Source organism: Candidatus Kryptonium sp., assembly GCA_025060635.1.
Taxonomy (GTDB): Bacteria; Bacteroidota; Ignavibacteria; order Kryptoniales; family Kryptoniaceae; genus Kryptonium.
On sequence record JANXBN010000009.1, the window covers coordinates 29,685 to 44,963 of the forward strand.

General features: G+C 35.4%; 11 protein-coding genes and 1 tRNA gene. 1 reads left to right on the forward strand and 11 read right to left on the reverse strand.

From position 1 onward, the window contains the following. Nucleotides 1–24: 24 nt before the first annotated feature. From NZ923_10165 to NZ923_10215, 11 genes are all read right to left on the reverse strand, one after another. The gene (locus NZ923_10165; GenBank protein ID MCS7230382.1) at nt 25–1,116 is read right to left on the reverse strand and encodes an alkaline phosphatase; all 1,092 of its coding nucleotides are present in this window, start codon (nt 1,114–1,116) and stop codon (nt 25–27) included. After that, entirely contained in the window at nt 1,113–1,637 is a 525-nt protein-coding gene (gene cyaB / locus NZ923_10170) for a class IV adenylate cyclase (protein ID MCS7230383.1), read from the reverse strand. The genes NZ923_10165 and cyaB overlap by 4 nt, the downstream gene beginning before the upstream one ends. A gap of 185 nt (nt 1,638–1,822) precedes the next feature. Continuing rightward, on the reverse strand, nt 1,823–3,706 hold the full coding sequence (locus NZ923_10175) for a family 10 glycosylhydrolase (GenBank protein ID MCS7230384.1): 1,884 nt from the start codon (nt 3,704–3,706) through the stop codon (nt 1,823–1,825). 52 nt (nt 3,707–3,758) lie between these two features. Continuing rightward, nucleotides 3,759–4,469 carry a BsaWI family type II restriction enzyme gene (locus NZ923_10180; protein MCS7230385.1) on the reverse strand — a complete coding sequence of 237 codons (711 nt, stop codon included), beginning with the start codon at nt 4,467–4,469 and terminating at the stop codon, nt 3,759–3,761. Next, nucleotides 4,459–5,664 (reverse strand): DNA methyltransferase, encoded by a 1,206-nt coding sequence (locus tag NZ923_10185; GenBank protein MCS7230386.1) that lies wholly within the window; start codon nt 5,662–5,664, stop codon nt 4,459–4,461. The genes NZ923_10180 and NZ923_10185 overlap by 11 nt, the downstream gene beginning before the upstream one ends. A gap of 92 nt (nt 5,665–5,756) precedes the next feature. Next, complete coding sequence (locus tag NZ923_10190; protein MCS7230387.1) at nt 5,757–6,152, reverse strand: GIY-YIG nuclease family protein; 396 nt, start codon at nt 6,150–6,152, stop codon at nt 5,757–5,759. Further along, a complete protein-coding gene (locus tag NZ923_10195; GenBank protein ID MCS7230388.1) occupies nt 6,149–9,850 on the reverse strand; it encodes a UvrD-helicase domain-containing protein in 3,702 nt (1,233 codons plus the stop codon). Before NZ923_10195 ends, NZ923_10190 begins: the two co-directional genes overlap by 4 nt. A gap of 24 nt (nt 9,851–9,874) precedes the next feature. Next, nucleotides 9,875–10,645 carry a ribonuclease H-like domain-containing protein gene (locus NZ923_10200; protein MCS7230389.1) on the reverse strand — a complete coding sequence of 257 codons (771 nt, stop codon included), beginning with the start codon at nt 10,643–10,645 and terminating at the stop codon, nt 9,875–9,877. 3 nt (nt 10,646–10,648) lie between these two features. Continuing rightward, nucleotides 10,649–13,945: an exodeoxyribonuclease V subunit gamma gene (locus NZ923_10205; GenBank protein MCS7230390.1), complete on the reverse strand. Its 3,297-nt coding sequence runs from the start codon at nt 13,943–13,945 to the stop codon at nt 10,649–10,651. 194 nt (nt 13,946–14,139) lie between these two features. After that, nucleotides 14,140–14,412 carry a 30S ribosomal protein S20 gene (gene rpsT / locus NZ923_10210; GenBank protein MCS7230391.1) on the reverse strand — a complete coding sequence of 91 codons (273 nt, stop codon included), beginning with the start codon at nt 14,410–14,412 and terminating at the stop codon, nt 14,140–14,142. Between the two features lie 38 nt (nt 14,413–14,450). Then, nucleotides 14,451–14,523: transfer RNA gene (locus NZ923_10215), tRNA-Met, on the reverse strand. Between the two features lie 206 nt (nt 14,524–14,729). Between NZ923_10215 and NZ923_10220 the strand changes: the two genes are divergently transcribed. After that, the gene (locus NZ923_10220) at nt 14,730–15,197 is read left to right on the forward strand and encodes an acyl-CoA thioesterase (protein ID MCS7230392.1); all 468 of its coding nucleotides are present in this window, start codon (nt 14,730–14,732) and stop codon (nt 15,195–15,197) included. The last annotated feature ends 82 nt before the right edge of the window (nt 15,198–15,279 follow it).

The following is a 15,279-nucleotide window of genomic DNA, read 5'->3' on the forward strand; positions in this document are numbered from 1 at the left end:
ATTTTGACTTCGGACGAAATTTAATCACTTTTTAAGATATTCAAAAATCTTTTTCCCAATCAAAGTGTTATCTCCAAACCCTGCAAAAGCTTCTGCGCCTGGTCCGAAAGCAAAGACGGGAACCATTATCCCAGTGTGATTTTTCGTTGCAAATTTACCTTCAACTTTTCTTTCGCTCACAGAACCTCCAACAAGCGCATATCCGCCCGTCTCATGATCAGCTGTGACAATGACAAGCGTTTTTCCATCCTTCTGTGCGAAATCAAGCGCAACTCCAATTGCTTCGTCAAAATCTGCCATCTCTTTAAGTATTTGCTCGCTGTTATTATCATGCCCTGCCCAATCAATTTGGGAACCTTCAACCATAAGGAAAAATCCATCTTTATCTCTTGATAAAAAATCAATCGCCTTTTTCGTCATCTCAGCAAGCGTCGGTTTCCTATCAGGAGCATAAGGCGGATGATTTTCCGCAAACAGACCAATTAATTTGTTAACTTTTTTCAAATCAAGATTATAAAATTCCTCCGATTTTGATATATAAACATAGCCACGCTTCTTCAAAGTATCTATCAAGTTTTGTCCATCAGTTCTCCTGCCACCTTCGGATTTCGGTAAGAACCATCCCCAGCCAGAACCAAGATAAATATCCGTGTTTGCTTCCTTTGCAATTTGTTCAGCAATTTCAAATTGCATGTTTCTATCTGGGACATGTGCAACAAAAGCAGCTGGAGTCGCATGAGTTATAGCACAGACAACAACTATCCCCGTTGATTTACCAATTTTATTAGCATATTCAAGAACGGTTTCTCTCCTTTCACCATTACAATCAACTCCGATAGCGACATTTTTAGTTTTATAACCTGTGCTCATTGCGGTTGCCCCAGCGCCTGAATCAGTGATATATTCATCACACGAATGCGTAGTCAAAAGACCAATGACTTTCATTTTTTCAAGGTTCAACTGACCTTTATAAGTTTTCCCAGCGCTTACCTGCGCAAGCCCCATCCCATCGCCAATCATCAAAATTATATTCTTGGGCTTTACCGACTGCTGTGCGTAAATCTCAAGTGTAAAAATTAACAGCAAAAAGAGATAGAAAAGTTTAACTCGTCTCATCTAATGTCGCCATTTTGTTTTTGTAGTAAAAGGTCAGAATAAGATACTTTAATGAATCTTTCTCGCTTCAAGCCAAATGCGTTTATTAAAAATTTCATCAACTCCTCCACCTGCTTTTCATCTCCATTGTAAATAACTTCCAACTCAACAAAATTTCCGAGCCCTTTAACTGTATCAACATGAATCCTTGCGTTCTTGTAAATGTAAACTTTCCTTCGCTTCTCAACCACAATTTTAACACTTAAAGCTTTTGAAAGCAAATTTTTCAAAGCTTCAGAATTATTAACCTTTACGATTTCGTAATCGCTCCACCTTTCAAAGTTATTTTCCGCTCTACGATAAAAGATAAGTTCAGCCTCCCCTAAATCAAATTCTCTAAGCTTCAATCTTCCATCTTTAACCTCAAAATAAGTATCAACTTGCACAAAGTCATTTGCTAATTTCGCTCCAATCTCAATGGCGATTTTTTCAACTAAATCTGGCTCGGTTATCTCTGCCTTTATCTCTAAATTTCTCGGCATCAGAAAAATCTTTGATTTGATACACCAACGACAAACTTGCTAAAAATTTAAAGCAAACAAAACTTTAAACAAAAGTTTCAAAAACAACCCCAACCAAAGAAAAGAGTTTGAAGCAAACATCAAACAAGAAATTTGGATAAATCTAATTCAGTGCGCTTCTCTTTTAGCACACGCAAATGCCCACTCTACTTTAAAAGTGAAACTTTCTGAGCTTTTGAAAAAACAAGTTTACCATTTTTGAGCGCGTTCATTTTACACAGATAAATTCCACTTGTAACCTCGTTTCCGCTGTTATCTCTACCATCCCAATAAATTTGGTAATCTCCGCTTGACTGCACACCAGAGAAAATCTTTTTAACTTCCCTTCCGAGCAAATCAAAAATTCTAATATCAACGAAAGAAACCTCTGGAACGCTATACTTAAAATTAACTACCGAATTAAACGGATTTGGATAGCCCGGGGATAAATCGTATTTATCTACAAACTCTTGATCTGCTAAAACATGCGTAATGACTGAATTTGATGGTTGGCTTTCGTTTTTCAATCTATCAAGCGAAGTCACAACATAAGTGTAAATTTTTGATGTATCAGGGATTCTGTCGTTGTAGGTATTAATAGAAACGGCTGACGGAACGATTGAAATTATATTTTTCGGATCATTTATATCAACAGTTCCGATACCTTCTGCCCTGTATATAACATAATACGCTGGTCTTTCCCCATCGCTTGCGGTTGCCGGATTTGACCATATCAATTGCCATACATTTGATGAGATTTTTCTTATTGACAATCCAACAGGTGGATTTGGGGGCACATTGTCTTTCCAAGGCATCGCAGGAGGAATTGCAAATGTCGTATATTGGTTTGCAACCAGCGAGTCAATGTAAGTTTTAGCATTTGCATATCTAAAAATAACATTTCCTTTCGCTACGATGCTTCTCGTGAAATTAACCTGTGCGGAAACTTCGCTATATGGATTATCTCCATAAATTCCGATGTAGACATGTTTATCATACATATTTGCATTCCAGTCCTGAGCTATAACTCTGAAATCATAGTCAGAGCCAATATCCCAATAAACTTGCGGAGCGTGATAATCAATAATCCCAAGTTGTGCCCATTTTCGTGGATCGCTTCGCCCATCGCGATATAGATCAAAGTAAACTTGTTTAATCGGAAGACGCCAACCTTGATAAATTCCTGGCGTAGTTGAACCAACCTTGACTTTTGGCTTTATTTTCCTAACGGTGTCATACGCAGCTCTTACAAATCTTTCAATTGATAACCTTGCAAAATCGTCCCTGGATAGACCATATGGATTGCCGTTTACAAAATCAGTTCTATTGTTGAAGTAATAATTAAACGAATCACCATATGTATAAGCCCCAGGAAAACGAATGTAATCAAAATGTATAGCGTCTATGTCATAGTTTTTAACGAGCTCAACAACAACGCTTACAAGATAATTTCTAACAAATGGATTTGCTGGATCAAGCCAAATGAGTTTAGAACCATCAGCGGGAATTAACCACTCGCCAGCGGAATTTTTCGCAAAAATTTTCGTATTCCAACGATTGCTTTCATCAATTGCAATATGCCTGGGCTGTGAAATGGCAAGACGATAAACTGTATCAGGTAATGTTATAAGATTAAAAACATTTATCCACGCATGAACTTCAATTCCATATTGTTTTGCTTTCTGTATAAGGTATTTCAAGGGATCATAAAATTGTGGTGGATTTTCTTTTGTACCAGGAGGAGTTCCGATGTTCGGATAAAGAGTCCCATCTTGATCAACTGTCAAAGGTGATGTAAGATACGAAGCCCATGGAACTATGCTTGATTCATAATACGCTTGCCCTCTTGCGAGAACTTGAAAAATTATTGCGTTAAATTTACCGAAGCGAGCAAAATCAACAATTCTATCAAGCTCTGCTTTTTGATCAGAAGCAAGAGTTGAGAGAGGGAAATCCAACCTACTTGCTGCAACCCACAATCCCCGAAATTCAAACTTTGGTTGAGATAAAAGCAATGATGGAATTAATAACAATAAAAGGATGTGCTTCATTTGGCTTGGAAAACTTTATTTTTACACCAATTTAAATTTAAACCCATTCCCCCTAACTTTGCAAGGAAAACTTTAAAATTTTCCTCAAATCGTCAAAAAACTTATCTATCTTCTTGACATGCTCGCTTTCATCAATGTTGCTATCGGTAATAACATAAGTGTAATCTATATCAACTTCTGCGATCGCTCTACCTTTCTTCGCTGGCGTTTTAGTTCTTAAATCTTCATCTTCGTCTAATGTTATAAATACAACTTTTATGTCCTTAGTTAGGTTACTCTGCTTAAGTTTTAAACTCCAATATGCGGTTTGAGCTACTCTCTCCCGTAAAGTTGTTTTTGAAGATATTATAATTATGGCTTTGCAAGTTTTAGGATCATATATTACAAGATCCGCATCTGGTAGATGTAAGCCAAATTCGCCATAATTTATAGCCAAACTTCTCTTCACCATAGATAAACAATCACCTAATTTTTCATCGCTTCTCTTGTCAAGATCTTTACCTTTAACTACCTTCAACCCTGCTTCTTCGGTTTTTTTAATAATATAACTCAAGATTATATCTTCCAAAACATTTCCTTTAAATGGCTTCCAAGATTGTTCCGGATCATCTACGCCGTAGTTTTTTATCCCTTGAATGTAACGAACACGTACCTCTTCAAGTATTGAAGATAACGAGTTTAAGCCCCGCTTTTCAACTTCGGTTAATATATCATTTCTGATCCTCTCAATGAATTCTTCCCTCTTCCCTTTACTATCTTTCATAATAGTTCCATTTAACTTTAACTTTTCTCTCCCGTCTTTCCCTAACCTTCCTGACGATGATAAGATATTTAAAACCCCTCAAATAAAAATTATGTTCAATTGCCTTGCTATGCCAAAATGGTGTATTTGAAGATTGATTCCTTCTCACAACGCACACGATATCAACAGGTTCAAAATACTTCGTCAATCGTTCATATACCTTGAACCCAACTGGTACAAAAACGCCCTTTGCCCACTGATCACCGATAAGCCAAGCTAAAATTTTACCATCTTTTAAAATTCTATAACATTCAGCCATAACCTTCTCAAGCTCGTCATAGAACCTTTTATCGGTAGCTGATATATGTCCAATGTTAAGAGGATGATCATTATATCTAATGTTATCTCCATAAGGAGAATCAACAAAAATCATATCAACTGAATTGTCTTTTAATGGAAGATTCCTCGCGTCAGCTTGTATTATATCTCGCCTTGTTGGAGATATATCAAACGCAATGCACCTTCTTCTTTCTTCTTTACAAACATCAATCGTAGTTCCAGAACCAGCCATTGGATCGCATACAAGATCCCCAGGAGATGTGTATCTGTGAATCAAATTGTAGATAATAAACGCTGGTGTTACACCTGGATACTTGTTATCACCTTTTGGACTGTCTCCATAACTTTGCTTTGGATAATCCCAAAGTGTTGTTGAAAATATCGGTGGTCTAAATGTCTCGTCAACTAAATTTTCTTTTCCTACCGATAAAGATGTTCTATCAAATTCAAATGGAAAAAGAAGATCCACTGTTAAAGACTTTGAGTTATCAATAAATGATCGCAAAACTTCAACGCCTTTATATGTCAAGATGTCCCTCCAGGATATACCAAGTCTCTTAAAGATTTTACTTGCATTCTGCATCTTTACGATTTCACCTAATGGTTCAACCTCAACATAATATGGATATTTGCCATTGAAAATTTCAAGCGACTTATCATATGAACCATCGCTCTTTGCCTTGAATGTGCCATAAATTATGTCTGTATCAAGATTGTAAAGAAAAACAAAATCGCCTTTTCTGATCGCAAAAACTTTGTGAGCATAAACGCGGTTGGTTGCAAAAATCAAGCGATTTAGGAACTCACTTTCACTTTTTTCAGTGCAAGCAAATATGAAACCTCGCCTTTTGGTTGTTTCTAAAGATATAATTGACATGTTGTTGCTTAAAAAAGAGTTTTCATCAGAACTGAATTTACGACATTAATTAAAATAATACAAAAATCTCAACATTTGCCCCTTTTCAATCACTATAAAAATTTTTTAAACCCAAGATCAAGCCATAATTTTTCAACTCTCCGCTTATCCCCCAAATAAAACAAGTGTCCAGGACAATTACAATCTGAACTACCAAACTTTTCTACAACCTCAAATCCAAATCTATGCAACTGCATAGCAACCTTGTGCTCAACGACCTTGTCAGTGTAAAACACGCTTTCAATTTGCGACTTTTCATCAGCCAAGATATAATCTATGTGCCAAAACAACTTTTTGACTTTCTTAAGATGTCTTCTTATCCTATGTTCAAAATTTAACTTCGCCGAACCCACATAAGCGTAATATCCCAGCTTTAACTTTATCCGTCCAAGCCTACCGATGACTTTTTCAATCTCGGAATTAATAAAAATTAACAAAATATAAGTCATATCTCTTTACCAATGCACTTTCCATTGCTAAAATATCCACAGATGCGACAATGTTCTTTTAAATCGGCAGGAATTGAAATACCTATATTTAAATCCATTTCTTTTATTTGTTTGATCATTTCCTCAATTTTGCTCTTAAAACTTTCCAGTGAATCACAAGTGTATGTGATTTCAATAGGCATGCTTGGATTCTTCGTGAATAAAATAAAACTTCTGAAAATTTTTTGATCTGGATAAATTTTGCTCAAAAGATACGAATAAACACCAATTTGAAATTCGTATTGACTCTTTTTAAGTGGAATTTCTTTTTCTTCAATATCATCTGTCTTAAAATCAACGATCTCCCATCCTTCGTTTGTTTTGTATAACTTATCAATTCTTCCCATCAAATAAACATCTCCAAACTTCATACTTATTCTATACTCCGTGTATTGCTCTTCTGCCGAAAAAATTTTTTTGCCAAGTTCTGAATCTAAAATCCTTTTTACTTCGCCAAAGACATAATCACTTAATACCATTGCTTTCTTTTCATTGACGATCCCATTTTGATGAATTACAAGCGAAATAATTTTCTTTAGTTCCTCATCACTCATCCCCAATCTACATCTTTCAAGAACTCCATGAAGAACCTTACCTCTGACGGTTCCAAGGATTTCATCTCTAAAATCATCTTCATATGGCGGTGCTGAAATATCTTCAAACTTCTCCTTATAAGCGGATTCCCTCCTGTGCTCTGGAAGACCAAGCCGAAACTTAAGATAAAACTTCATCGGACAAAGCGAAAATGTCTGCAACTGCGTCGCAGTGATAAACTCACCATAAGGTTTTGATTCAAGAGGTTCAACGAAAACCTTATCTTCATCAATTTCAACATCAACCGCTTTATTAATCAAAGAGACATTTTGCGTCACAAAATCACGAGGATCTCTGTAAATTTTAACCTCACCTTTATACTCTTTCTTATCTCCATTCATAAAAAATAATTCTGTCTGAAACTGAGCTGTTGAAATGCGATCAATTTTGTCTTCAACTTCAAGTGCTTTTAAAATCCAATTAAGATATGTTTCAGTATCATGCTTTGAGCATGTTCCAGATAGGATTAACATATCCCTTGCTCTTGTCATCGCTACATATAAAACTCGTTTCTCCTCTGCAATTGTCCTGTGTCGTTTTATAAGCTCATGAACAGCATCTATCGGCAACTTTTTCTCTTTACCTTCACCGTTGATCTCATATTTAATTCCAAGCCCTATTCCGTAATCAATATCTATATTGTAAGATTCATTAGATTTCGGAGTAACTTTTTTACCAAGAAATGGCAAGACAACGACAGGAAACTCAAGCCCTTTCGCAGCGTGAATAGTCATTATTTGAACTGCGTTAACCTTCGTCTGAACACTCGCCTGCCCTTCGCGCAAATGCACCTCCGAGAGGAATTTCAACTGTTCAACGAAATCATAAAGGCTGTTCAAACCTTTCATCTCAAATTCCCTTGCGACATCTATCAACTTTTGGATGTTTGCAATTATTTGTTCACCTCTTCTCATCGGCAAAACAGAACCATTATACATTGTTTTTTCAATTATCCTTTGAATTAAAGACGGAATGGACATTCTGCCTGCAACCTTGAGATCATCAAGCAAAATGTTAACGGCATATTTCAATTTTTCTGATGGAGTCGGTTCTTTATCTCGCTTTATGTAGTCGTTTGTCTTTTCCCAGAAAGTATAACCTCTGCCATAAACTGAAATTTTGAAAATTTCCGCATCACTTATACCGAAAAATGGAGATCGCAAAATCCCAACAAGCGAGACATCATCGTTCGTGTTAACAAGGAATTTAAGATAATTTGAAAAATCATATATCTCCTGTGTCTGATAAAATCCAATCCCACTTGAAACGATGTATGGAATTCCGAGTTTAACAAATGCATTTTCAAGTGGTTTCAAAACATTGCGGTTTCTTATCAACACAGCTATGTCGCTGGCTTCAACTTTCTTTCTCTCTCCGTCTTTGTACACATAAGCTCCCTCGTCTTCAAGCAACTTCAAAATTCTTTGAGCAACGAAATTTGCTTCTATATTCTCTTCGTTGTTCCCTTTCTCTCCGATTCTTTCACTGTCCCCTTTTTTAACAACAAGCAATTCAACAACGCCATCATCGTCAACATCTCTGCCAACAATTATCGGCTTATATTCAACCTCATAAATGCTTATTCTTTCACCCATTATCTTTCCAAAAACAGTGTTAACAAACGCAGCTATCCCCTTCAAAAGCCTAAAGCTTTCGCCCAAATATATCTCTTCACCCTTGACATTTTCACCTTTGATTTCTTTTCTAGTTATCTCAAAAACTCCAACATCAGAACCCCTAAATCCATATATGCTCTGTTTATCGTCCCCAACCACGCAAAGATTTGTTCTGCCTGAAAAATTGTTTATCAACTTTTTAACAATCTCATATTGTAAATAGTTCGTGTCTTGATATTCGTCAATCAGTATATATCTGAATCTACTTGAAAGTTCATTTTTGACCTCCTCGTTTTCTTTAAGTAATTGCAAAACTTTTAACTGCAAATCTTCAAAATCAAGATAACCTTTTTGAATCTTGTATCTCTCATACTCACGGTTTATTTCTCTATAGAGCGAAATTATCAATTTTGTTTTTTCTACATAATCGCAATGATATCTTTCAAGCTTTTTAAATTTACTTATTTCCAAATCTTTAATGTCATTGTAGACTTTTTTGATGATGCTTAACCTTCGTAATGTTTCCTCCCTTTCGGCCTCAGGAAGTTCGTTTAAAGCATTTCTAACTTCACTGCGCAACTCTCCTTTTTGCGTTAAAATAAAATTACGGGCGATATCATTAAATGTTTCATATGCATCCTCAATATTTTCTTCAACTTGCATTTCAAATTCATTTGCCTTGCTGATAAAATCGGCATCTTCTGAAAACACCAGCTTAGATAAACTTGCAAATATTCTCGTCATCCCGCTTTTCATGAAAACATTAGAAACATATTCAAAAATCATATCCCCCCACTTTTTAACAATATTCTCACTATCGCCACCACTCTCGTAGATGTCATATATAATCTTTTCAACAAGCTCCCTTGATGAAACAAGTTTCTTTATAAACTTATAAAAATTGTTTATCCTCATTCGCTCAATTACTTCAAGAAGATTTTTTGATTTTTCATCGTCACTCCCTAAAAATTTCCTTACCGTTTCCTCAATTATCATGTCAATTACTTGATCTCTTTCTGCGCCCTCAAGAATTTCAAAATTTGGATCAACCCCAGCAGTTATAGGAAACTCGCGAAGTATCCTTGCACAGAATGAATGGATCGTCCCAATAATTGCCGAAGGCATAGCATCTCTTAACCTTTCAAATTTTCTCAATTTCTCAAAATCTTTCTCATTAAACGCTTCCCTTATCTTGTTTTCTATTGCCTCGGTTGCCCGCTTTCTTAACTCACTTGCGGCTTTTTCTGTAAAAGTTATAACAACCACGCTTTCAACAATGTCGCTTAGGTCTTCAGAATCAAGCACATTTGATTTTTCATTAACAAGATCCTCAAGAATTTTTACATATTTTGCGATCAATACCGTCGTTTTCCCAGAACCAGCGCTTGCTGTAATGGACAGATGTTTTTTAGATTTTACTGCTTCCTCCTGCGCTTTAGTTAATTTCATATCACTGCTTGAGTTTGTTGATAATCAAACTTGAGCATTTAAATCAAAGTTTTGAGGATTTAAAAACTGTTCCCACCTGAAAAATAATTCCGCCTCAGCGATTATATCGTACATACAATACTGTGCTATCTCTCTGAATTTACCTTCCTTGAAAAGTTGATTTATATCGTGTCCCGTTATCCCGTGTGTTTTAGGACTTTCTATATTGAAAACCTTACAATAAAAATCAAGCGAAAACTTTCTCGTTAACCCGAAAAATGTAAACTCCTCAAGCAGATCAATATGTGGTTCGCGCTTTGCCCTGTTGTATTCCATAAGATCACGAGTTGGTTTTATCCCGAGAATTGCTGATCTTAACATCAAAAATGGACAATCAAACCCACGCCCATTAAATGTAATGAATATCCTAAACTTTGAAACATAATCCCAAAACTTTTGAATTATTTCGCTCTCCGTTCCCGAGATAAACTTTATTTTAACCTTATCTTTTCTTGTCTCATCTGGCGCAAAAATGTTTAAAACCTTATCAATCTCTTGCTCCCACTCTTCCTTATTATTTGACTGATAAAGCACAACACCCTGTGATGAATCAACATTAAGCATCCCAATTGCAACAACTTGCGCGGTCAAAGGATAAAGATTCAATCTCTCAATTACCTTTGCCCGTTCCTTTTCTCTTTTCTCCTCATTTTCTTCCTCCTCTGCAAACTTCATCAGGTATTCATATTGCATTTCGTCAAAAGCCTCTATTGGGAAACCCGATGTCTCAATGTCAAATAAAACTCTACTTTTCACCTCTTAACCCCAACTTTTTATTTGAATTCCGAATTTAACTTCATTTATCCTGCAAATTTCTATGTATGGGCAATTCCCACAGATGTTTTGTATTTCATCATCATGTTCTGTTAAGTTAAAAATTCCGTTAGTTATCTTATCAACAAATTCGTTTACCTTATTTACTGCCTCCTCAATTTTTAATTTAAAATCATCTTGATTGAAAACTTTAGAGCTATTCTTTTTTTTCGTTTTAATTTTTTCTTGAATCATCACATCAACCCTTTCAACATTGCCTCTGACTATATAGCTATATCCGCCCAACCCCTTGATTGACTTTCCTTTCTGATTAAAAATTTCCTCAGCGATTTTTATGTAAAGAGGTATCTGAAGGTGAATACCCTTCTCAACTTGGTTGAAAGATATACGACTCTTCCCGGTTTTATAATCGCAAATGATGAAACCAGCATCTCCAACATCAATTCTATCAATCTTACCCTGAATTTTCACCTTGCCTAACTGTATTGGTTCTATAGTTGAAAGGTTTTCATCAATGTTTCTCCTTGCACCTACTTTTGGACCAAAGGCGACTTCAAAATATGTTGGTTTGAAGCTTGAATCGGATTTTGACTCCTCTTTAACAAAGTTGATCATGCTTCGTATAAGTTCTCTTTTTTCAATCTCCCACAATGGATGATTAACCTCAAACTCTTTTGACTTTTCCCTTGCTATCTTTTCAATCAATTGAATGGCTTCATTCTCATTTTTACGGATACTCTTTTCGCGTTTGCTCCATTCAGTGTAAAATTTATAAAGCACCTCGTGATAAAGAATCCCTCTTTCAATTGGAGTGATAAATTCCTCAATTTCTTCAATTTTCTTAAGCGTCAAAACTCTCTCAACGAAATATCTGTAAGGACATTTAGCATATGTCTCAATTTGTGAAATTGAAAAGATTTTATCCCCTTGCTCTTTAAGTTTCAACCTTTCCTCGTCAGCTGGCTCTATAAACCCTTTATACTCGCGATAATCATCTTTATCTGATTCGCTTCTGCTTATGTTTATCTTTGAAATCTCCAAAATATGTCTAAAATTATCCTCATAATTTTTAACGAGTTTCTTAAACCTTTTTGAAACGAAATCAAACGTGTTAAGCTTATCCAAGTTAAATTTTAAAAATCTACCGTAGCGTTCATATAGCTCATCCTTTGAATAAATCCAATCTCCAAATACGGAAGAATCAACTTTTTCAAATTCAATCACCTGCTCAAGCGAATCTATAAAGCTTGATCTAACGAGTTCATTTTCTGCATCCATTTTTGGATAGGTCAAGTAAAGATGAGTTTTAAAATTGACGACCCCTTGATAGAAAAGATAGCGTTCGTCAAGCTTATGCATCTTCCTTGTCTTTCTTAAGCCTTCACTCAAGAAAACTTCCGGCTCATACACCGACGGAAATTCTGTATCAACAAGCCCAGCAATTATCATAACATCAAAGTCCAATCCACGCGTCTCTTCAAGCGCTGTAACATAAACACCATAACCATACTTTTGTCTTATGTTATACCGAACTCTTGGCAAAGCTTTTTTGATCAATTCAACATAATAGCCCAAACTATATTTCTCCTTCCTCTTCATGCTAAATTCAAAAACCTCAAGAAGTTCATCAACAACCTCAATAAATTTCTGATATGCTCTCGCATCTCTCTCAACTTCATTGTGTGTTGCAATTCTCCTTGGGACTTTCAAAATTTGTTGGCTAACCTTGAGTTGATTGAGAACTTCATTGAGTTTATTTTTAAACTCCGACGGTTTCATTGTCTCATTAAAATTGTCAACAATTTTAGTCACAAAATTTTCGTAATCATTAAGGGCATCTTCAAGAAGTTTTTTCTCTCTTAAAAGTTGCTCACGCTCATCTTGATCGTTCGCGCTGTCTATCTTTGAGCTTATTACTTTAATCCTATTTTTAACGCTTTCGCACCAATAATCCCTTCCCCTTTTAATTTTCAATTCTTTTGAAACGGAATAGATATTATCTGCGCTAAGATTTCTTCCAACAGCTGCTGAGAAATCAAAATACGGACTCATTAAAACTTTTATTATCTCGTCTATCCTATATTCATTTACTGGAATCTCAAGTAATGAAATAATTGATGAAACAAGCGGTGAACGCTCAAGGTAATATCTATCTGTTATGTTCGCTGGAATTCCATAAATTGGAAAGATCTCTCTGAAAAGATTTGTGTATTTTTCAGGTCTGTAGGTTGCAACACAGATCTTGCTCAAATCTATGTCTGGTCTCTCTCTCACTATCTTTTTTATTATCCGAGCTATCGTCCGCACCTCGTCAATCCTATCTTTTGCTTCAACTAATGTCACCCTATCTTTTGCGTCGTATTTACCTTCAAATTTTGAATTATTGTGATTGAAAAGATATTTGTTAATATGCACTGCAAATTTATCGGTCTTTGTCCGCTCTTTTATCTCGTATCTTGCAAATCCAGCTTCTATGAATTTGTTATAGCACTCATTTAAATGTCCGAACAGATTGTCGTTTCTTTCAAAATAGTCAAAGAAAATAATGATCGTCAGATCTTCAACTCCTTTTAAACTCTTTATAAGTTCTATCTCTGGCAAACGAAACATTGAGAAACCTTCAATGAAAATCACATCAACATTGTAAAACGCACTCCTGAAGTTTGTATTGACATCTTTAGAATTAAGTAAATTGTTTAACTCCTGGAAAATCCCAGGGACATCAATAAATCCATTGCTAATTAGAATTCTTTCGTATTGTTCGTAAATTTTCGCAAGGTCTTTGAGTTTTTTCTTATCCTCACTCTTTTTAGTTTTTTCAACTTCATCAATCAATTTCTCTGGATAAATTCCATCTTCTTTTAAGCCTATTATCGTGTCAATGATTTTATTTAAAGTTCCCTTTGGAAGTTCTTTGTTTTTTATCTCATCCGGTGGCTTGAAGTATTCAAGTTCATGAATAACATTTTCAATTGCTACTTGAAACACGAGAGATTGAATCGTATCTGAGATAAGACGTTTTGGTTTTTCAAGTTTTGCGGAGTAATACAAAGCTTGCGCAAAAAGATCAAGGGTAAAAAGATTTAATTCAGGTAGTGCGTTATTATTAGAAAATTCAAGTAGCTCTCGCCGCAGTTCCCTTATTTTTCTTCTCGTTGGGACAATGTAAATAAAGCTATCAAAGTTCCCATTTTCTATTCTACTTTTTATTTCCCTCCTTATCAAATCCTTTTCAATTTCCGTTGTCCGCTTTTCCGGTGGGAATCTTAAAATTACGCCCATATGATGAAAGTTTTTGTTGGACTTGTTCAAAATTTAAATCAAGCCCAAGTAAAAAACAAGTGTTTAAAGATATCTTGCAATTGAGAATTTGTTGAGCATTTGTCATTCCTTCAAATACTACCCCAATATCAAAAATAAAAAAGGCAGGTTTAACACCTGCCTTTGTGAAACCTTTGAATTAGATTTTTACACTTTTACGATTGTGATTGCGCAGCGGGGAAATTATTAACAAATTGAGCGAGTTTGGACTTGTATGAGGAAGCCCTGTTTTTGTGAATTATTCCCTTGACGACAAGTTTATCAAGTATTGAATAAACCTTTTTTAGCATAAGTTCCGCTTCTTCTTTCGTCTTGGCGTTTTTAACTTTCTTGATGAAAGTTTTCATCATTGACTTATAATGCCGATTGCGCTGACGCCTTCGTTCAGATTTTCTCATTCGCCTTTCGGCGGACTTAAGATTGGGCATTTATCAACGAATTTTGTTTGAAATTTTTAAAATTTTTGTTGCGGGGGCGGGATTTGAACCCGCGACCTTCGGGTTATGAGCCCGACGAGCTACCAGCTGCTCCACCCCGCGGTGTTTTATGCGACTATAAATATAATAAATTCAACATAAAATTTCAAATTTAAAATACGCCCCAAAATTGAATTCATCCTCACACCCAAAACCTCCACCTTTCGTCCAAAATTTGTCGGAGAAATCCTTAAAATAGATTGTTCAAAATTTTTTGGTATTTTAATACAGAAATAAAACTTCTTCAAAAACAAAACGAAAATTCTCCTGTGGTAAGCAAAGTTAACGCAGAGAAATTTAAATTTAAAATCCAAGTGCAGGTGAGAAGTTTTGATCTTGATTCTTATGGCATAGTTCATAACTCCGTTTATCTGAAATACTTTGAGATAGCAAGAACCGAATACATAAGACAAGCGCTTGGAATTGATCCCGATAGTTTCTTCTTCAATGATTTCTATTTTGTAATCGCAAGAAATACTTGCAATTACATTTCACCGGCAAAATTTGATGAAATACTTGATATTTACACCAGAGTTTCAAAAATTGGAAACACAAGCTTTGAAATGGAATATATGATTAAGGATTCAAAAACAAAAAGAACCATCGCAACTGGCGAAACTGTTATCGTCCTTTTAAATCGTGAGACATTCAAGCCAGAACCGATCCCACAAAATGTAAAAGATTCTATTTTTAAATTTGAAAAAGAGGATGTCATTTTAAAAGAAAATAAAACCTGATTCAGCGCTTTCACACTATAAAACTTTTAAACTTCGTCCGAAGAAGAAGATGTAAACCCAAGTTTCTAATTGCCCATTACTA